This window comes from Armatimonadota bacterium (assembly GCA_031459765.1).
In the GTDB taxonomy this organism is placed as follows: Bacteria; Sysuimicrobiota; Sysuimicrobiia; order Sysuimicrobiales; family Kaftiobacteriaceae; genus Kaftiobacterium; species Kaftiobacterium secundum.
In genome coordinates this window covers 57,747-77,639 of record JAVKHY010000003.1, presented here as the reverse complement: position 1 = coordinate 77,639, position 19,893 = coordinate 57,747, and the positions used below count along the sequence as shown (strand labels likewise).

Genomic DNA, 19,893 nt, shown 5'->3' with positions numbered 1-19,893 from the left:
CGTCCGACCATCTCCGCCCGGAGTCCCGTCAACCGGTGGATTTCACCATTTGAAATCCATTTGACGAAAAAACGTTGACCGGTTAGTTCGCGCCGGTCCGCAGGGTCTCCTCTTCGGGTTTCTGCCGCGGGAGCAGGGGTCCGGGATGCGGCAAGTCCGCTCACGGTCCTCCCGACGGCGGACCAGAGGGCAGTCGAGTCCTGGAGGGCCTACGGTGCTCTGCGGGCGACGAGCCAGGAGACGGGGCGGTTGATGGCGTCCAGGACGGCGCGCACCGCGGCCTCGCGGGGGTCGTCCCGGACCAGGGCGGAGCCGACCAGGGTCTCCTCTTCGCGCCCCGGCAGGGAGACCACGGCCACCGCCACCTCGTGGGGGCCGACGGACAATGTGCTCACGCCTTCCAGGAGGAACATCCCGTCGGCGCGCAGGAAGAGCTCCACCCCCCGGAGCGCGGCCTGCGCCACGAGCTCGAGCCGGTTGCCCCGGGCGTAGGGACCGGAGGCGATCCCCTCGTAGAGCAGGCCCTGATCTTCCAGGTGGACCTTGACCTCGGCCGTCGACCGCAGCACGGACACGGAGAGGCCGACGAATTTCAGCCGCAGTTGATCGGGGGACGGGGCCTGCTCGGGGCGCTGCTGCGCGGCGACGCGGACCTGGCGCGGCTCGACCTCCACGCCGAGCTCGGCGGCCAGGGCCGAGACCACGTCCACGGCGATGATGCGGGGGCTGCGGTCCGGCCCGCCCAGGACATGCACCAGGCGGATCTGGCCGGCGTCGTCGGTCTCCACCCGGACGGCCTGCACCCCGCGCAGTCTGCGGATGACGCCCTCCGCCGCCTCGGCCAGGGTGGACCCGTCGCGGGACCCCCGCGTGCTCATCGGACTACCGCTCCGGCTCGATAACGCCGTAGTGGCCGTCGGCCCGCTTGTAGACCACGTTCACCTCGAGCGTCTTGGCGTTGCGGAAGACGAAGAAGTCGTGTCCCAGCAGCTCCATCTGCAGCGCGGCATCCTCCGCCGTCATCGGCTTCATCGCGAAGCGTTTGACCCGCACGATCTGCGGGGTGCGCGGCCCGGCACGCAGGGCCCGGCGCGCCGCGGCCAGAGCGGCCGTCTTTCTCCGGCTCTCCGTCAGGCGCCGGCGGTCGATGAACCTGCTGCGGTAGCGCTCGATCTGTTTGCGCAGTTTGTCGGCGACCAGATCGATCGAAGCGTACATGTCGGCGGAGGCCTCTTCCGCCCGCAGCAGCACCCCGTCCCCGCTCACCGTGGCCTCTACGACCTGGGCCCGGCCGACCTGGCCTCGCCGGCGCTCCACGGAGAGCACCACCTGGGCCTCCTTGACGTGATCGAAGTAGCGCGTGGCGCGGGCCAGTTTTTCGGCGGCGTAGTCCCGCAGCGCCGGGGTCACCGTGATGTTCTTGCCCTGCACGATGACGTGCAGGGGCTCTCGAAGACGGTCGGGGGTCAGGGCTGGTCCCTCCTGGTCACAAGCGTCTGGTAACGACTTCGCCGCGGTGCGCCCCCCTCACTGCCGGGTGGGGCGCGGCCGCGACTTTGGGAAGCGGCTCGCTGCGCCCGGCGCCGGGCTACTCGGCGACGCGGACGACGTTGGCGGCCTGCGGGCCGCGGGCGCCTTCGACGATCTCGAACTCGACCAGCTGGCCCTCCTCCAGGGTCTTGAACCCTTCCATCTGGATCGCGGAGTAGTGGACGAACACGTCGCGACCATCGTCGCGGGCGATAAACCCATATCCTTTCTCGGGATTGAACCACTTCACCTTGCCCCGATACGGCATCGGGCAACCCCCCTGCCCCGCCTGTCCCAGCCGACGGCGTCCGGATTGTTGCGAATTTGTTCGCTGGGACTTGACCGCCTCCTTCAGAACGCCCAGGTCCGGGGCACGAACAGCGTCTCGGCGAGCCGGATGGCGTACCGGTCGGTCATCCCGGCCAGGAAGTCGCCCACCACGCGGGGCAGCGGCTCCCCGCCCTCGACCAGGTCGCGGTACTCGGCGGGCAGGTCCTCCGGGCGCTCCAGGTGGTGGCCGTACAGCGCCCGGATGAGGCGCTGCGCCTTGGCCACCTCGGGGGCGGTGACCGGCCCCCGGTAGACGCGTTCGGCCAGGAAATCCTTCAGCCCGTTGAGGGCCCCCCGTACCGGGTCGCTCAGCCCGACCGTTCCCTGCTCTGCGGTCGTCCGGACCAGATCCCGTACCATCGTCTCCAACCACTGCCCGCGGGTGCGACCGAGCACCTCCCGCACCGGCGCGGGAACCTCCCCCTCCTCGAGCAGCCCGGCCCGGATTGCGTCGTCCGCGTCGTGGTGCACGTAGGCGATACGGTCGGCCAGCCGCACCAGCTGGCCTTCCTTCGTCGCCGGCACGGTGTCCTCGGGCGCCTCCGCCTCCAGGTCGCTCAGCCCCTTGGAGTGTCGGCCGATGCCGTCGCGGACCTCCCAGGTCAGATTGAGCCCGCGCACCGTGGTGCCGTCGGCGCGGGTGCGGCGTTCAAGGAGCTCGACGACCCGCAGGCTCTGCTCGACGTGGCGGAATCCCCCGACCGGGGCCATCGCCGCATCCAGGGCCGCCTCGCCGGCGTGGCCGAAGGGGGGATGCCCGAGATCGTGGGCCAGCGCAATCGCCTCGGTCAGGTCCTCGTTGAACCGCAGCGCCCGGGCCGCGGTCCGTGCCACCTGCGCCACTTCGAGGGTATGGGTGAGGCGCGTCCGGTAGTGATCGCCTTCGGGAGCCAGGAAGACCTGGGTCTTGTGCTTCAGCCGGCGAAAGGCCTTGCTGTGGATGATACGGTCCCGGTCGCGCTGAAAGCAGGTCCGCAGGTCGTCCTCGGGCTCGGGGAGGACCCGGCCCCGCGAGGCGGCGGCCAGGGCGGCGGTGGGAGCGAGCCGCTCGCGCTCCCACCGCTCCGTGACCTCGCGCGGGGTGATCGTCCCGTTCCCGAACCTCACACGTCCCTGGCGACCTGCAGCTTTTCCTTCAGCGCGGCGTGGGCCGCGGCCAGCCGCGCCACCGGCACCCGATAGGGCGAGCAGGAGACGTAGTCCAGGCCGATCTGGTGGCAGAACTCCACCGAGGACGGCTCGCCCCCGTGCTCCCCGCAGATGCCGACCTCCAGGTCCCGGCGGGTCTTCTTGCCGCGCTCGGTGCCGATCCGCATCAGGGCGCCCACCCCCTCCCGGTCCAGCACCTGGAACGGGTCCTCCTTGAGGATCCCCTTCTCCAGGTAGACGTGGAGGAACTTGGCCTGCGCGTCGTCGCGACTGAAGCCGAAGATCGTCTGGGTGAGGTCGTTGGTGCCGTAGGAGAAGAACTCGGCGATCTCGGCGATCTGGTCGGCGATGAGGCAGGCCCGCGGGATCTCGATCATCGTGCCGAACATGTAGCGCACCTTCACCCCGGAGGTGCGGACGACCTCCTGGGCCACCGTCTGGAGCTGATCGTGCACCAGCTTCAGCTCGTTCACGGTCCCCACGAGCGGGATCATGATCTCCGGCACGACGTCGATGCCCTCGTCCTTCTTCAGCTCCACCGCCGCCAGCAGGATGGCCCGGACCTGCATCTCGTTGATCTCCGGATAGAGGATCCCCAGCCGGCAGCCGCGCAGACCCAGCATGGGGTTGAACTCGTGCAGAGCCTGCACCCGCCGGAGGACGGCCTCGCGCTCCCGCAGCCGCTCCGTCTCCCCGCGCAGCCGCAGCTCGGTGACCTCGACCAGCAGCTCCTCCAGGCGCGGCAGGAACTCGTGGAGGGGCGGGTCCAGCAACCGGATGATCACGGGCAGGCCGCTCATCACCCGGAACAGCCCCTTGAAGTCTTCCTTCTGGAACTGCAGCAGGCGGTCCAGGGCCCGGCGCCGCTCCGCCGCGGTCTCGGCCATGATCATCTGCTGCATGATCGGCAGGCGGTCTTCTTCCATGAACATGTGCTCGGTCCGACAGAGGCCGATGCCCTCGGCCCCGAACTCCCGCGCCTTGGCCGCATCCCGGGGGTAGTCGGCGTTGGCCCGCACCCCCAGCGTGCGGAACTCGTCCGCCCAGCGCAGCAGCTCCTGAACCTGGCCCGTCAGGGTGGGCTCGATCACAGGCACCTGGCCCTGCATCACCTCGCCCGACGAGCCGTCGATGGTGATGACCTCGCCTTCCCGGATGACGAGCCCGTCGACGGAGAAGGTGCGGGCCACCTCGTCCACGCGGATGGCCTCGGCGCCGACCACCGCGGGCTTGCCCATCCCCCGGGCGACGATGGCGGCATGGCTGGTCATCCCTCCCCGCGTCGTCAGCACGCCCTGGGCGGCGACCAGCCCGTGGATGTCGTCGGGGTTGGTCTCCGGCCGGACCAGAATGACCTTCTCGGTCTTGCTGCGTTCCACGGCCCGGTCCGCATCCAGGACGACGACCCCGGAGGCGGCGCCGGGGCTCGCCGCGAGGCCTCTGGCGATGACCCGCGTCCTGGCGGAAGGATCGAGCCGCGGATGGAGGAGCTGTTCCAGAGAGGCCGGATCGACCCGCAGGACCGCCTCCTCCTTCGAGATGAGCCCCTCGTGGACCATGTCCACGGCCGTCTTCACCGCGGCCGGCGCGGTGCGCTTGCCCGACCGCGTCTGCAGGATGTAGAGCCGGCCGTTCTCGATGGTGAACTCCACGTCCTGGACGTCGCGGTAGTGCCGCTCCAGCACCTGGCAGATCTGCATGAACTCCCGGTAGGCCTGGGGCAGCTCCCGCTCCAGCTCCTCGATGGGCTTGGGCGTGCGGATGCCCGCCACCACGTCCTCGCCCTGGGCATTGAGCAGGTACTCGCCGTAGACCCGCTTCTCGCCGGTGGCCGGATTGCGCGTGAAGGCCACGCCGGTGCCCGAGGTGGAGCCCATGTTCCCGAACACCATCGTCTGCACGTTGACCGCCGTGCCCAGGTCGTGGGGAATCTTGTTCACGGTGCGGTAGGTGACGGCCCGGGGGTTGTTCCAGGAGTCGAAGACGGCCCGGATGGCCATCTCCAGTTGCGTCCAGACGTCGTCCGGGAACTCCTGCCCGGTCTGCCGGCGCACCACCTCGCGGTAGCGCTCCGTCAGGTATTCGAGGTCGGCGGCGGTGAGGTCGGTGTCCTGCGACACTCCCCGTGCCGCCTTCAGGGCGGCCAGTTGTTCTTCAAAGTGCTCGTGCTTCACCCCCAGGACGACGTTGCCGAACATCTGCATGAAGCGCCGGTAGCTGTCGAAGGCGAACCGCCGGTCTCCGGTCGCCTTGGCCAGTCCCTCCACCGTCTGGGGGTTGAGTCCCAGGTTCAGCACGGTGTCCATCATCCCGGGCATGCTGAACTTGGCGCCGGAGCGCACGGAGACCAGCAGCGGTCGGGCCGGGTCCCCGAAGCGCTTCCCGGTCCGCTCTTCCAGCACCCGGATCCGCCGGCGCACCTCGTCCATCAGCCCGTCCGGAACGCGGCGGTCTCGGCGGATGTACTCCAGGCAGGCTTCGGTGGTGATGGTGAACCCGGGCGGAACCGGCAGCCCGATGCGGCTCATCTCGGCCAGGCCGGCACCCTTCCCTCCCAGCAGGTCGCGCATCTGGGCGTTGCCTTCTTCAAAGAGCAGCGTCCAGCGTCCCGACCTCCGGGCCCTGGCCGGGGCGACCCGACCCGCCGCCTTCCGGGTCGGTCGAGCGGCGCGGGGGCCGGGTCGTGTCTTCGTCGTGCGGTTCCTTACCTGTGCCATACCTCACCTCGGCGGACGTCTCCGGCATACCATTTCATCATACGGAATCCGCGGGGCGGCGTCATCTCTCCCCGCCGGCGGCGGCCTTTTCCTCCTCGCGGATCACCAGGCGGGCGAAGTCGGCGACGTGGCGGAAAACGCCCACCACCCTGCGCAGCAGCGCCAGGCGGTTGGCCCGGATCCGCTCATCAGGAGCCATAATCAGCACGTCGTCGAAGATCTGATTCACCGGAGCGACCAGCGGCCGCAGCCCCTCCAGCGCCCGCAGGTAGTCGCCGGCGGCCGCCGCCTCCGCCACGGGGGGCTCCACCGCGCGCACGGTGTCAAAGAGGGTTTGCTCGACGGGCGCTTCGAAGAGCGCGGGATCCACCGGCCCGGCGGCGTCGGGGGTGAGGATGCGCGCGGCCCGGTCATAGGCCACATAGAGCGGGATGAACTCGGGCCGGCGGACCACCGCCTCCAGCGCCGCCGCACGGTCGGCGGCGGCGAGCAGATCGTCGCCGCTGACGGCCAGCGCCGCGTCGGCCACGTCGTAGCGGATGCCGCGCTCGATCAGCGTCGTACGCAGCCGCTGGCGCAAGAACTCGGTCAGCGCCTCGGCGACATCCTCGTCGCGCCGCTCGAACGGCTGGAGGGCGGCGTGGGCCAGCGTCTTCACCGCAAGCCGCAGGCGGAGCATGAGGACGATCTCCACGATCCCCTGGGCGGCGCGCCGGAGCCCGTACGGGTCCTGTGAGCCGGTGGGCATCAGGCCGGCGCCGATCGCGCCGGCCAGCGTGTCGATCTTGTCGATCACCCCCAACAGCGCACCCACATAGGTGCGGGGAGGGCTGTCCCCCGCCCCGGCGGGCCGGTAGTGCTCCTCGATGGCGCGCGCCACCTCCGTCGGCTCGCCGTCCAGCGAGGCGTAGATCCGCCCCACCGTCCCCTGCAGCTCCGGGAACTCGCCGACCATGCGGGTGACGAGGTCGGCCTTGCACAGGGTGGCGGCCCGCGCCAGGGTCTCGGTGGTGCGGCCGTCCAGCCCCGCCAGGGAGGCCAGCGTTCCGGCCAGCGTCACCAACCGCCGCGTCTTGTCGCCCATCGTGCCCAGTGGCGCCAGGAAGGTCACGCCGTCCAGCAGGGGCACGTAATCCTCCAGCCGCCGCCGACGGTCTTCGTCGAAGAAGAATCGGGCATCGGCCAGCCGCGCCCCCAGCACCCACTCATGGCCCTGACGCACTGTGGCCACATGGCGTGGCCCTCCGTCACGGACGGCCACGAACACCGGGAGCAGCCGCCCCTGGTCGTCCTCGACCGGAAAGTACTTCTGGTGGTGCTGCATCACCGTGACCAGGACCTCGCGGGGGAGGGCCAGGAAACCGGGATCGAAGCCGCCGCAGAGCGGAAAGGGGTGTTCGGTGCTCATCACGACCTCGTCGAGCAGCCGTGGATCGAGCACCAGCCGTCCACCCGCGGCAGCGGCCAGGCGGCGGGCCCGCGACTCGATCCTCCGGCGACGCTCCTGTGGATCGACGACCACTCCGACCGCGCGCAACGTGGCGGCGTACTCCGCCGGTCGCCCGATCCGGCAGGCCCCGGGAGCCAGGGCGCGATGCCCGCGCGTGGTGCGGCCGGCCCTGACCCCGGAGATCTGCAGGGGGAGAACGACGGAGCCGAGCAGCGCGACCAGCCACCGGATGGGCCGGGCGAACCTCATCTCCCCTCCGCCCCAGCGCATCGTCTTGGCGAAGGAGAGCCCGGTGATCACCGACGCGATCGCCTCGGGGAGCACCTCCGCCGCGGGCCGTCCCGTCTCTTTGAGGACGGCCACCACATAGCGCCGGCCGCCCGGCTCCTCGACGACCTCCAGGCTGCTCACAGGCACGCCCTGGCTGCGGGCGAACCCGAGGGCCGCCTGGGTCGGCCGGCCCTGCTGGTCGAAGGCGGAGGAGGCGGCCGGCCCGCGCACGCGGCGTTCGGCGGGCCGCTGGCGGTCGGCAACCTTCCGGATCACGACGGCGAGACGGCGGGGCGTTCCGTAGGTCGTGATCGGCCCGTGGGACAGACGCAGGGCCTCCAGCGCGGCCCGCATGCCCCGCCCCAGCTGCGCCGCGGCCGACCCCACCTCCCCCGGCGGGAGTTCCTCCGTACCGATTTCCACGAGCAGGTCAGCCACGGCGGCCCTCCCCGCGGGCCGGATGCCGACTCCGCGCCGCTTCGGGCGCCCGCAGGAGGGGGAACCCCAGTTCCTCGCGGCGCCTGAGATAGCGCTCCGCGCACCACCGGGCCAGGGCGCGGGTGCGGGCCATCAACGTGGTCCGTTCCGCCACGCCGACGGCCCCGCGCGCTTCAAGCAGGTTGAACAGGTGAGAGCACTTCAACACGTAGTCGTAGGCGGGCAGCACCCGATCCCTCTCCAGCAGGCGGGCGGCCTCGGCCTCGGCCTCATCGAACCAGCGGCGGAGCATGGCCACGTCGGCCTCTTCAAAGCCGTAGCGGGACTGCTCCGCCTCCTCCTGCCGGCGCACCTCGCCGTAGGTCACCCCCGGCGCCCAGACGATCTCGAAGACATCGGCCTTGCGCTGAATGAACATGGTGATGCGTTCCACGCCGTAGGTGATCTCCGCCGAGACCGGCCGCACCTCCAGGCCGCCCATCTGCTGGAAATACGTGAACTGGGTGATCTCCTGGCCGTCGAGGAACACCTGCCAGCCCAGCCCCGAGGCGCCGAGCGTGGGCGCCTCCCAGTCGTCCTCGAGGAACCGGATGTCGTGCTCCCGCAGGTCGATGCCCAGGCGGCGCAGGCTGGCCAGGTAGATCTCCTGGACATCATCGGGGGAGGGCTTGAGGATGACCTGGAACTGATAGTGCTTGAACAGCCGATTGGGATTCTCTCCGTACCGGCCGTCCGACGGACGGCGGGAGGGCTGGACGTACGCCACGCGCCACGGCTCGGGCCCCAGCGCCCGCAGAAAGGTGGCCGGGTGCATCGTCCCCGCCCCAACCTCCACGTCATAGGGCTGCTCCAGCACGCAGCCGCGGTCGGCCCAGAACTGCTGCAGGACGAGGATCACGTCCTGGAAGGTCTTGATTCCGTCTTTCGACACGGATCACCCCGAAAAAACAACGACGCCCGTCCGTCCCAGGGACGGAGGGCTCCGCGGTTCCACCCTGATTCAGCCCGCGCTGCGACGCGGGACTGCGCTCACCGTCCGCTATCGGGGACGAACCGAGTTGCGCTCAGGAGTCCCCTTCACCGCCGGCACCGCCCGCTTCCACCGTCCGCGGGCTCTCTGGGTCGGTCCCTGCGCGGTGACTCCTCTCCCTCGTCGCGCGGGCACTGCGAGATCTCTCTACGAGCCGATGCCCAGCGGCTCCTCCTCACGCTCCCGCCGCCGACGGATGGCCGGCGCCGGCACAGTGGACAGCACCGCCGCGACCAGAAAGGCCACGGCCCCGGCCACGGCCCAGGAGACGGGCAGGTCGATCAGTTTGTCGTCCGTCTTCACGCGCACCGTCCCCGTGGCGTCGAAGCGAACCACGCCGCGCACCTCGTCCAGGGCAGTACCCAGCTGCGCCAGCGCCCGGCGCGCCCGCTCCAGATCGATCTCCACTGCGCTCACCTCCGCACCACCCACTATACCACGCGCCGTGTTGCTGCCGCCTTACCGGAGGCGGGTGATCCGTTCGATCACGGGCGGGCTGCGTAACCTGATCTCGAACCGCTCCTCGACAGAGCGGCGCAGCAGGGCTTCGACCTCGGTGCGCTGGGCCCGGTCCAGGACCACCCGCCCCAACGCCTTCGCCCCGGTCTCACGGAGGAACCCGATGGTCGCCAGGGCCACGGCCGACGCCGGTACGGCACCCCGGTCCCGCTCGCGGTGCGGGCCGCACAGCGCGCCTCCGAGAGCGGCGCTGAACGCCGCTCCCCCGGTGATCGGCCGCTGGCAGACCACGCACCGGTCGGTGACCGGACCGTAGCCCGACAGCGCCAGGACCTGGGCGGCGAACCAGGCCGCGGCGAGCCCCGCGTCACCTTCGGCCGCCGCCAGCAGGGCGTCCCGCAGCGCCCGGTAGAGGACCGGGAAGGGCTCCCGCTCCGGCGTGGCCCGGTCGGCGACCTCGACGATGAAGGACGCCGCGCCCATCCGGCCGAGATCGCCCCGAATCGCGGCAAAGGGTTCGACGACCTCCACCTGGGAGACCACATCCAGGGTACGGCCTCTGGCCAGCAGCGCCCGGAGGTGGGTGAACAGTTCCAGACGGCCGACGAACCGGCTTCCCGGCTTGCGGGCGCCCTTCGCCACCGCCGCCACCTTGCCGTGCTCCCGGGTATACAGGGTGACGATCCGGTCGGCTTCGCCGAGGTTGGCGCGGCGGAGGACGATGGCCTCGACCCGGTAGACCGGCATCAGCGCAGAAACGCGGTGAAGACCAGCAGGAAGCTGAGCACTCCGAGCACCACGACCAGGGTCCAGGAGAGGACGGACAGGAGCCGGGAGTTCCGGTAGCGACCCATCACCTCGCCGTCGGCGGCCAGCAGGATCAGGAAGACGAGCACGACGGGGAGCAGCATCCCGTTGAGCACCTGCGAGACCAGCATCACGGAGATCAGGGGCACACCCGGAATGAGGATGACCAGCGCGGAAGCCGCGATCAGGCCCGTGAACAACCCCACGAACACCGGCGCCTCCCGCGGGCTGCGGTCCAACCCCGCCTCCCATCCGAAGGCCTCGCAGACCGCGTAGGCCGTGGACAGGGGGATGATGGCCACGGAGAACAACCCCGCATTGAGGAGGCCGATGGCGAACAGCGCCGAGGCATACCGGCCGGCCAGCGGGGCCAGCGCCCTGGCCGCGTCCACCGCGTCCCGGATGGCGACTCCCTGGATGAACAGGGTCGCCCCGCAGGCGACTACGATGAAAAAGGCCACGATGTTGAGCGAGATCACGCCCAGGAACGTGTCCAGCCGCGCGTAGCGGTAGTCCTGCGCGCCGATGCCCTTGTCCACGACCGCGGCCTGCTGGTAGAACTGCATCCAGGGCGCGATGGTGGTGCCGATTAGGCCGATCACCAGGGCCACATAGGAGCGGTCCCACTGCCAGTGGGGCGTGACCACGGCGCGGAGGACCTCCGGCCAGGGGGGTCGGGCCAGCAGCGCGGAGATGACGTAGGTCACGAAGACGAGAGACGCCGCCAGGAAGACCCGTTCCACCACCCGATAGGTCCCCCGCACCAGCAGCTGCCAGACCAGCACCGCCGAGGCGGGGACGGCGACGTAGCGGCTGACGCCGAAGATCTCGGCCGCGCCGGCGATGCCGGCAAAGTCGCCGACGGTGTTCGCCCAGTTGGCGAGCACCAGGACGGCCATGACGAAGACGGTGGCCCGGACGCGGAACCGCTCGCGGATCAAATCGGCCAGCCCCTTACCGGTCACCGCGCCCATCCGGGCCACCATCTCCTGGACCAGGGCCAGGGCCGCCGTGGAGACGAGGAGGGTCCACAGAAGCGCGTACCCGAAGTGGGCGCCGGCGATGGAGTAGGTGGCGATGCCGTTGGCGTCGTTGTCGACGTTCCCGGTGATCACCCCGGGACCCATGACGGCCAGGAAGGCCAGCAGGCGCGTGGCGCGCCCTCGCAGCCAGCGGCGCATCAGCGCGCCCCGACCTCCTGGCGACGCGGCCGGCGGCGCCGGAAGCGCAGGGGGATGCGGCGTCGGCCCTTGCGCAGAACGACGTCGATGATGGCATCCACGGTGACGGCGCCGATCAGACGGCCGGCATCGTCGACCACCGGCAGCGCCAGGAGATCGTACTTGATGAGGGCGGCGGCGACGGTCTCCACCTCATCGTGGGCCCCGACGGAGATCACGTCGCGGATCATGATCTCCGCAATCGGCTGGTCCGGCCTGGCGACGATGAGCGCCCGCAGGGGCAGCACCCCGACCAGACGGCGCTGCGGGTCGACGACGTAGAAGTAGTGGATGTGCTCCGCCTTCGGGGCGAGTTCCCTCAGGCGCAGCAAGGTCTGCTCCGCGGTGAGCCCTTCCGGCAGCGCGATGACCTCAGGGGTCATCACGCTGCCGGCCGTGCCCTCGGGGTACTGGAGCAGCGCCTTGACGTCGGCCGCCTCTTCCGCCTCCATCAGGCCGATGAGTTCCTCCGCCCGGGCCGGCGGCAGCTCTTCCAGCACGTCGGTGGCGGCTTCGGGAGGCATCTCCTCCAGGATGTCGGCCGCCAGTTCGCTGGGCAGGCTCTTCATCACATCGGTCCGGACCTCGGGCTCGGCCTCGGCCAGCGCCTCGGCCGCCGTCTCGTGCTCGAGGGCGGTCATCACCTCCACCCGCTCGTCGCGGTCCAGGTCCGCCATCAGCTGCGCCAGGTCGGCGGGATGGATTTCGCGCAGACGTTCCCGGGAGACGCTCAGTTTGACCGGCGTGAGGGGGCCGCCGAAGGCGGCGACCATCCGCCAGGGAATGATGCGCTCAGGCAGCGGCCGCCCCAGCGCCCGCGCCAGACGCATCGCCGGACGATCCAGGTTCAACCGCCGGAGCAGCCCCAGGGTGCCCACATCGGCGGCGACGAGACGCACCTCGCCGTTGGACGGCTGCAGGTGCAGGTCGTTGACGCGCACGACCTTCAACCCGTCGGTGTCCACGACCTGGCTGTCCAGGATGCCGGCCAGCAGCAGCTCCTCCGGCTGGAGGGGGCGGGGCTGGAGAAAGCGTCGGGCGACGCGCAGCCGGATCTCCCCCGGGGCCAGGGCGCCCACCGACTCCCAGGGGATCAGCGCCAGCTTGCTGCGGTCCCCGCGCAGCCACAGGCCCGTCACCCGCGGCAGCGCCTCGCGCATGTCCACCGCGATGTCGCCCAGGACGCCCAGGCGCAGGCCGTCGGCATCGACGACCGGGGCATTGATCAGACGGCTGAGGGAGATCATCCGAAGGGCTTTTCACGCCCGGGAGAATTTTCCCTTGTCTACTGCTGTTCGGGGTAGAACCGGCGGAGGAGCGCGTCGCGCCGGCGCCAGTCCCGGGAGGTCTTCACCCACAGGTCGAGGTAGACCCGGCGGCCCAGCAGCCGTTCCACCTCCGCCCGGGCCCGGGTCCCGATCGCCTTGAGCATGCGGCCGCCTCGGCCGATGAGCATCTTTCTGTGGGCGTCGCGTTCCACGTGCAGGATGGCCCGGATGTAGGTCGGCCCCTCCGGGCGCGGCGCGAACTCTTCGATCTCCACGGCCACGCCGTGGGGCAGTTCCTCGCGCGTCAGCGCCATGACCTGCTCCTGGATCAGCTCGCGCACCCGGAGCGGCTCGCTCCGGTCGGTGATCATCTGCGGAGGGAAGAACTGGGGTCCTTCCGGCAGCAGCGGGAGGACCGCCGCCACGAGGGCGGCGGCCGCCTCGCCCCGCACGGCCGAGGCGGAGACGACCGCGGCAAAAGGGGCGAGGGCCCGGATGTGATCACCCAGCAGGGAAAGGTCGGCGGCCGGCGGGCGGTCCACCTTGTTTAGGACGGCGACGGCGGGCTTCCCGGCCTCCCTCACCAGCGCCGCCGTCAGCCTGTCCTCGGCGGACAGCGGCGCCGAGGCGTCGAACACGGCGACGAGAACATCCGACTCCGCCACGGCCCGTCGTGTCTCGGCCATCATCCGCTGGCCCAGCCGGTGGCGCGGCACGTGCACGGCAGGTGTGTCTACGAAGACGATCTGGGCCCCCTCCAGGGTGAGGATCCCCTGCTGGCGGGACCGGGTGGTCGGGGGGGTGGCGGAGGTGATGGCCACCCGGTGGCCGACCAGGCGGTTGAGCAGGGAGGATTTCCCCGCGCCGGGCCGGCCGATCAAGGCGACAAACCCGCTGCGCATCGGACGGCCGTCCCGGGGTCAGCGCTTCCCCAGCAGCCGCTCCGGGAGAAAGGGTTCGGCCAGGAGCCGGCGGAGGGTGCGCACCCGGACGACCCCCGCCGGCGTGGCCACGACGATCCGGCGCACGCCGAACTCGGCCATCACCTGCCGGCAGGCGCCGCAGGGCATCGCCGGCTCCGGGCCGTCGGCGACCACGGCCACCGTGTCAATGCGGCGGTGCCCTTCGGAGACGGCCTTGTGGATGGCCACCCGCTCGGCGCAGTGGGCAAGGGGGTAGGAAGCGTTCTCGATGTTTGCGCCGGTGTACACGGCTCCGTCGGCGGTCCGCACCGCCGCCCCGACTCTGAACCGGGAGTACGGGGCATAGGCGCGTCGGCGCGCCTCGGCCGCCGCCCGGACCAGGGCGGCATCGTGGGGGGACGGCGGGCGGCGGGCGGGACGGGGCCGCCGCCTGCGGACGCGCATCAGACGCCCTCCCGCACCGTCGGGGATCCCGAGGCCCCCCCGATCCGGGGCATCAGGGCCGGCGAGACGATCCCCCCGGAGATGACGATCTTGAGGGCGTCTTCCACGCTCATCTCCAGCGGCGTCACCTCGGTCTCCGGCACGAACACCAGGAATCCGGTAGTCGGATTCGGCGTGGTGACCACAAAGACGTTAAAGCCGCGCTGCGTGGGACCCGGCAGCCCGCGGATCTCCCCGGTGACGAACCCGATGGTGAACATTCCCGGACGCGGCCACTCCACCAGGACCGCGCGCTGGAAGGCGGCCCGCCGCTGGAGGAAGATGGTGTCGCTGATGGATTTCGTCGCCGAGTAGATGCTGCGGGCCAGCGGCAGACGCAGCATGAGCCGGTCGAAAAAGGCCACGATCCGCCGACCGAAGACGTTGGTGGCCATGGCGCCGATGACGAAGATGACGACGATCGACGTCACCAGGCCCAGGCCCGGAATCTGGTGCCCGATCAACGGGGGCAGCAGCCGGCCCAGCAACCCGTCCACCACGGCGAAGAGCCAGGCGATGATGCTGAAGGTGACGGCGATGGGAAGAAAGACGATCAGGCCGGCGATGAAGTACCGTTGCAGCCGTGCGCGCATCAGGAGCGCAGCGGCTCGGTCGGCGTCCGCCTGATGACCCGGACCCGGGCGATACGGTGACCCTCCAGGCGCTCCACCACCAGCTCGACGCCGTCGTAGGTCACGCTCTCCCCCTGCGCCGGGACGTGCCCGAGCAGGGAGTAGACAAACCCGCCGATGGTGTCCACCTCGCCGACCGGCAGGTCCAGATTCAGGTGCTCGTTGACCTCCTCCAGACTCACCCGCCCGTCCACCAGAGCCACGCCGTCGGTGACCGGCTCGACGAGCTTCTCCTCGACGTCGTACTCGTCCAGGATCGGACCGACGATCTCCTCCAGCAGGTCCTCGATGGTGACCAGCCCGGCCGTGCCGCCGTACTCGTCCACGACGATGGCCAGGTGCACCTTGCGCCGGCGCATCTCCCGGAAGAGGTTGTCCAGCCGGGTGCTCTCCGGGACGAAGTAGGCGGGCCGTGACGCCTCCTTGACCGGGGTCTGCCCGCGGCCGTCCTGCACGTAGGGCAGGAGGTCCTTGACGTGGACGACGCCCACGATCTGATCGATCGTCCCGTGGTACACGGGAAGCCGCGAGTGGGCGGTCTCGCGGATCACCCGCAGGGCGTCCAGGACGGTATCCGTATCGGCGACGCAGACCATGTCGATGCGCGGCACCATCACCTCCCGCGCCACGGTGTCGCCGAACTCGAAGATGGAGGTGATCATCTCCCGCTCCTCTTCCTGGATCACCCCCTCCTCCTCCCCGACTTTGACCAGCAGACGGATCTCCTCTTCGGTGACCAGCGGGGAGTCCAGATCCACCCGTCCGCCCAGCGGGCGCATCAGGAGGTTGCTGAGCAGGGAGAGGACCCGGATCACCGGCCCCAGGATGACGGTGAGCCAGGCGACCGGGCGGGAGACCCACAGGGCCAGGCGGTCGGCGTACTTGGCGGCGATGCTCTTGGGCGTGATCTCGCCCGCCACCAGCAGCACCAGCGTCAGGCCCACCAGGGCGTAGAGCGTCCCGCGCTGCGGGCCCCACAGGTGGACGAGCAGCGCCGTGGCGAAGACGGTCAGGGCCACGTTGACGATGTTGTTCCCCACCAGCAGCGCCGTGACCACCCGGCCCGGTTCCGCCAGGAGCCGGCGGACGAGACCGGCGCGCCGGTTCCCGCTTTCATCCAGTTGACGGAGCCGGAGTTTGTTCGCGGCCAGCAGCGCCGTCTCGGACCCCGAGAAGAAGGCCGACAGTATCAGCAGCAGGACCAGGACGATGTAGTCCAGCGAACTGCCCGAAGCGTCCAACGGAGGACTTCTCACCCTTTCATGGAGCAGGCAACGCGTGGTTATTATACCACGCACCGCGGCGGCATACCGCCGGGCGGCGTCACTGGTGCAGGATCTTGGACAGGAACAGTTTCGTCCGCGGGTGGGTAGGGTTGGCGAAGAAGTGCTCGGGGACGCCCTCCTCCACGATTACCCCTTCGTCCATGAAGATGATGCGGTCGGCCACCTCGCGGGCGAAGCCCATCTCGTGGGTCACGACGAGCATCGTCATCCCCGCCTCCCGGGCCAGCCCGCGCATCACATCGAGCACTTCCTGAATCATCTCCGGATCCAAGGCCGAGGTGGGTTCGTCGAACAGCATGATCTTCGGCTGCATGGCCAGGGCCCGGGCAATGGCCACGCGCTGCTGCTGTCCCCCGGAGAGCTGTCCCGGGTAACTGTGCGCCTTGTCCGGCATGCCCACCCGCTCCAGCAGTTCCATGGCCACGCGCTCGGCGCGCTCCCGCGGCCACCGGCGGACCTTGATCGGCGCCAGGGTGATGTTCTGCAGTGCGGTGAGGTGCGGAAAGAGGTTGAAGGACTGGAAGACCATCCCCACCTCGCTGCGGACAGCGTCGATGTTGCGCACATCGTCGGTGAGTTCGATGTTGTCCACGATGATCCGCCCCCGCTGATGGGTTTCCAGGCGGTTGATGCAGCGGATCATCGTCGACTTGCCCGACCCGGAGGGCCCGGCGATGACGACGACCTCCCCGGCGTTCACCTGCAGGCTGATGCCGCGCAGGACGTGCAGGCGGCCGAACCACTTGTGCACGTCCTCCAGGATGATGATTGGCTTCCCGTCGCGGCCTCCGGCCATGGCGCGCCACCCTTTACGACGTCCGTCGCCCCGGTCCTCCGTCTTCGTCCGGGACGGGCCGGCGCAGCAGCCCCAGCACGGCCCCTGTACCGGCCGCCACCACCAGGAGGACCCCGCCCCAGGCCAGAATCTGGGCCCCCCGCGGGCTGACCCCCAGCCGCGCGGCCAGCGGCGGACCCAGGACCAGCGCGCCGGCGATGACGGCCCCCACCACCGCCGTGACCACGGCGGCGGCGGCAATATCCTTGGCCCGCCGCGCCAGTTCGTGGTGGTTGCGCTCCACCAGCAGATCCACGATGGCCTCCACGCCGGTGTTCATGAGTTCGCTGGCCAGGACCCCGAAGAGGGCCAGGGCCACCAACGCGGTCCCCAGCGGCCCGGGACGCAACCAGAAGGTGAGGAGCGCGATCAGGGCGGCGCACAGGAGCTGGATGCGGAACGTCCGCTGCGTGCGCACCGCATAGTGCAGCCCGCTCGCCGCGTAGCGGAAGGCCTCCCTCAGCCCCGCCCACAGCCCGGCCGGCCGTTCCCTCATCGCCGCACCCGCATACCCAGTTCGCCGAGCAGCCTGACCTGCCTGCGCCACATGTTGCCCCGCTGACGGGGCGAGCGATCGTCATACCCGAGCAGGTGCAGCGTCCCGTGCGCCGCCAGCAGGGCAACCTCGACGGCGGGAGCGTGGCCCGCCCTGCGCGCCTGCATTCGAGCCCGGGGAACGGAGATCACGACGTCGCCGAGGTGCGGTGGGTCTCCCGGAAAAGCCAGGACGTCGGTCGCGCGGTTCTTCCCAAGAAACCTTCGATTGAGGCGACGGATCGTCCCGTCGGATACCAGCGCCACAGTCACTGTGGCGGCGCGAGCCGCAGGCTCACGCCGCGACTGCTCCCGGCGCAGCACGTGCCGGACGAGGCGACGCAGCCGGTCGATACGGATCCCGGGAGGACGGACCTCCACCACCACCGACACCCTCACGCCTGGCGGGCGGCCGCGGACCTCGCCGTGCGGCGGGAGGATAGGTCGCGCTCCAGTTCGGGGTACTCGACGCGCGGGTGGTACATGCTGGCCAGCAGGCGCGTGAACACTTCGGCGATGCGGTCGAGGTCGCGGAAGGTCAGATCGCACTCGTCCAGCTGGCCGTCTTCCAGCTTCTCGCGGATGATCCGGCGGACGACCTGGGCGATGCGGTCGGGGGTCGGCCGGGGCAGCGCCCGGGCGGCACCTTCCACGGCGTCGGCCAGCATGACGATCGCCGTTTCGCGGCTCTGCGGCCTGGGGCCCTCGTAGCGAAAGGCCTCCTCCTCCGCCGGGCCGCGTTCTCTGGCCTGGTGATAGAAGTAGGTGATCAGGCTCGTCCCGTGGTGTTCGGGGATGAAGGCCGCCACCGGCGCGGGAAGCTTCGCCTCCCGGGCGTACTCCAGCCCGTCGCGGACGTGGGCGAGCACCGTGAGCGCCGACAGCGACGGGGCCATCCGGTCGTGGGGGTTCTCGATCCCCACCTGGTTCTCCACGAAGAAGGCGGGGCGCCGGATCTTGCCGATGTCGTGGTAGTAGGTGCCGACGCGCACCAGCAGGCTGTCCGCGCCCACGGCCTCCGCCGCGGCCTCGGCCAGGTTGGCCACCATGATGCTGTGGTGGTAGGTGCCCGGAGCCTCCAGCTGCAGGCGCCGCAGCAGCGGGTGGCCCGGATTGCTCAGCTCCAGAAGCTTGATCGGCGTGACCAGCCCGAAGAGGTTCTCTAGATAGGGCAACGCGCCGATGGCGATCATGCCCACCAGCACGCCGCTGCCCAGCCCGTAGGCCGCGTCCCGGAGCAGGTGCGGGAACACCGGCAGCTGGTCGGCCAGACCCACGGCGCCGACAATCAGGGCGTTGGCCACGCCCACGCGCAATCCGGCCACTACCAGGTCCGTGCGGTGGCTGATGCGCTTGATGGCGTAGACGCCGACGGTCGCGCCGATGAAGGTCACCAGGCCGAGGCGCACATCCCCTCCCGCAGTCATCGCCGCCAGGAGACTCAACAGCGCCGCGGTGTACAGAGCCAGGCGCGGCCGCAACAGCACGGCGATCAGCATCGTGCCGGCCGCCGAGGGCAGCAGGTAGGGGTTGAAGCGCGTCACCATGATACGGGCCATGGCTACGGTGAGGACAACTCCGAGGCTCCAGACCAGCAGCAGGCGATCCTCGGACCAGATCTCGGGCTGGTACTGCCGCATGTAGGCGTAGCTCACCAGCAGCAACAGCAGCACGGCCGAGGCCGTGCCGAGCAGGCGCAGCCAGGAGAAGGGCTGCGACGCCAGACCCTCGGCCGCCAGCTTCTCCAGGTGCGCTTCGGTGACGACCTCGCCGCGCCGGACGATGATCTCCCCGCGCAGGATGCGGGTCCGCACCGGCTCCACCGCCTCCATCGCCCGCCGGCGGGCCAGCTGGGTCGCGGTCTGGTCCACGACGAGGTTGGGCTGCAGGGCGGAGGTCACCACGGCGCTGGCCAGGGTCAGGGCGCGGCCGGCCACGGGCAGCGACCGCAGGTGAACCCGGGCCTCCGCCTGCGCCCGCGGCAGCTCTCCGGAGCGGATGCCCCGGGCCATCGTCCGCTCCACGACTGCGGCGGCGGCGTCCCGGGCCAGGGTCAACTGCGCAGGGTCCAGGGTCAGGGCGGCCATCACCGCCGGTTCATCCAGCCGTACCGGCGCCTCCCGCCTGAGGAGCGCCGCCCCGGCGGGGAGGTCCGCCCCGGCCTCGGCGCGCGCCCGCAGGATCGCGGCGAAGGTCCGGGCCACAGTCTGCTGGGCTCGGGCGTTGATCTCGGGGGATTGGGCGTAGACGGGCTGGCTGTTCTGCGCGGCCCGCCGGCGCAGCGCCTCGGTGGCCGCGCGGTCGATGTAGTCGACGGTGCGGGGCGCCTCGATGTCGCGGGGGCTGACCTGACCGGCGACAAGGTCGGACCGGGGCCACAGGTACTGGACCCCTGTCAGGAGCGTGAGCGCGAAGAACGTGCCGGCGCCGATCAGCAGCCGACGCGACCACGACGAAGCGATCCACTTCGCTCGTGCGTCGCTCATGCGGTCCTGACCATTATACCCCGAAGGGCGGGGGGGCCGCCGGGTG

The 19,893-nt window shown here is 70.6% G+C and carries 19 protein-coding genes; all 19 read right to left on the bottom strand.

What is annotated here, in order from left to right; genetic code table 11:
- Positions 1–209: 209 nt before the first annotated feature.
- A complete protein-coding gene (locus QN141_05015) occupies positions 210–878 on the bottom strand; it encodes a hypothetical protein (protein ID MDR7557833.1) in 669 nt (222 codons plus the stop codon).
- Positions 879–882: 4 nt separating this feature from the next.
- On the bottom strand, positions 883–1,431 hold the full coding sequence (gene raiA, locus QN141_05010) for a ribosome-associated translation inhibitor RaiA (GenBank protein ID MDR7557832.1): 549 nt from the start codon (positions 1,429–1,431) through the stop codon (positions 883–885).
- Positions 1,432–1,588: 157 nt separating this feature from the next.
- The gene (locus QN141_05005; protein ID MDR7557831.1) at positions 1,589–1,798 is read right to left on the bottom strand and encodes a cold shock domain-containing protein; all 210 of its coding nucleotides are present in this window, start codon (positions 1,796–1,798) and stop codon (positions 1,589–1,591) included.
- 83 nt (positions 1,799–1,881) lie between these two features.
- Positions 1,882–2,967, bottom strand: a complete 1,086-nt coding sequence (locus QN141_05000; protein MDR7557830.1) for a deoxyguanosinetriphosphate triphosphohydrolase — start codon at positions 2,965–2,967, stop codon at positions 1,882–1,884.
- Positions 2,964–5,726 (bottom strand): pyruvate, phosphate dikinase, encoded by a 2,763-nt coding sequence (gene ppdK / locus QN141_04995; protein MDR7557829.1) that lies wholly within the window; start codon positions 5,724–5,726, stop codon positions 2,964–2,966. The genes QN141_05000 and ppdK overlap by 4 nt, the downstream gene beginning before the upstream one ends.
- 61 nt (positions 5,727–5,787) lie before the next feature.
- Positions 5,788–7,884 (bottom strand): glycine--tRNA ligase subunit beta, encoded by a 2,097-nt coding sequence (glyS, locus tag QN141_04990; GenBank protein ID MDR7557828.1) that lies wholly within the window; start codon positions 7,882–7,884, stop codon positions 5,788–5,790.
- The gene (gene glyQ / locus QN141_04985; protein MDR7557827.1) at positions 7,877–8,815 is read right to left on the bottom strand and encodes a glycine--tRNA ligase subunit alpha; all 939 of its coding nucleotides are present in this window, start codon (positions 8,813–8,815) and stop codon (positions 7,877–7,879) included. The genes glyS and glyQ overlap by 8 nt, the downstream gene beginning before the upstream one ends.
- A gap of 246 nt (positions 8,816–9,061) precedes the next feature.
- Positions 9,062–9,331 (bottom strand): hypothetical protein, encoded by a 270-nt coding sequence (locus QN141_04980; protein MDR7557826.1) that lies wholly within the window; start codon positions 9,329–9,331, stop codon positions 9,062–9,064.
- Between the two features lie 42 nt (positions 9,332–9,373).
- Positions 9,374–10,120 carry a DNA repair protein RecO gene (gene recO, locus QN141_04975; protein ID MDR7557825.1) on the bottom strand — a complete coding sequence of 249 codons (747 nt, stop codon included), beginning with the start codon at positions 10,118–10,120 and terminating at the stop codon, positions 9,374–9,376.
- Positions 10,120–11,361 (bottom strand): Nramp family divalent metal transporter, encoded by a 1,242-nt coding sequence (locus tag QN141_04970; protein ID MDR7557824.1) that lies wholly within the window; start codon positions 11,359–11,361, stop codon positions 10,120–10,122. Before QN141_04970 ends, recO begins: the two co-directional genes overlap by 1 nt.
- A complete protein-coding gene (locus QN141_04965) occupies positions 11,361–12,647 on the bottom strand; it encodes a CBS domain-containing protein (protein MDR7557823.1) in 1,287 nt (428 codons plus the stop codon). The genes QN141_04970 and QN141_04965 overlap by 1 nt, the downstream gene beginning before the upstream one ends.
- Before the next feature lie 38 nt (positions 12,648–12,685).
- Positions 12,686–13,570, bottom strand: coding sequence for a GTPase Era (gene era, locus QN141_04960; protein ID MDR7557822.1), 885 nt, complete (start codon positions 13,568–13,570; stop codon positions 12,686–12,688).
- 18 nt (positions 13,571–13,588) lie between these two features.
- A complete protein-coding gene (locus QN141_04955) occupies positions 13,589–14,035 on the bottom strand; it encodes a cytidine deaminase (protein ID MDR7557821.1) in 447 nt (148 codons plus the stop codon).
- Complete coding sequence (locus QN141_04950) at positions 14,035–14,667, bottom strand: DUF502 domain-containing protein (GenBank protein ID MDR7557820.1); 633 nt, start codon at positions 14,665–14,667, stop codon at positions 14,035–14,037. The genes QN141_04955 and QN141_04950 overlap by 1 nt, the downstream gene beginning before the upstream one ends.
- Positions 14,667–15,947, bottom strand: a complete 1,281-nt coding sequence (locus QN141_04945) for a hemolysin family protein (GenBank protein ID MDR7557819.1) — start codon at positions 15,945–15,947, stop codon at positions 14,667–14,669. Before QN141_04945 ends, QN141_04950 begins: the two co-directional genes overlap by 1 nt.
- A gap of 82 nt (positions 15,948–16,029) precedes the next feature.
- Complete coding sequence (locus QN141_04940; protein MDR7557818.1) at positions 16,030–16,788, bottom strand: amino acid ABC transporter ATP-binding protein; 759 nt, start codon at positions 16,786–16,788, stop codon at positions 16,030–16,032.
- 13 nt (positions 16,789–16,801) lie between these two features.
- The gene (locus QN141_04935; GenBank protein ID MDR7557817.1) at positions 16,802–17,323 is read right to left on the bottom strand and encodes a diacylglycerol kinase; all 522 of its coding nucleotides are present in this window, start codon (positions 17,321–17,323) and stop codon (positions 16,802–16,804) included.
- Complete coding sequence (gene ybeY / locus QN141_04930) at positions 17,320–17,748, bottom strand: rRNA maturation RNase YbeY (GenBank protein ID MDR7557816.1); 429 nt, start codon at positions 17,746–17,748, stop codon at positions 17,320–17,322. The genes QN141_04935 and ybeY overlap by 4 nt, the downstream gene beginning before the upstream one ends.
- Before the next feature lie 8 nt (positions 17,749–17,756).
- Complete coding sequence (locus tag QN141_04925) at positions 17,757–19,847, bottom strand: HDIG domain-containing protein (protein ID MDR7557815.1); 2,091 nt, start codon at positions 19,845–19,847, stop codon at positions 17,757–17,759.
- Positions 19,848–19,893 lie beyond the last annotated feature (46 nt).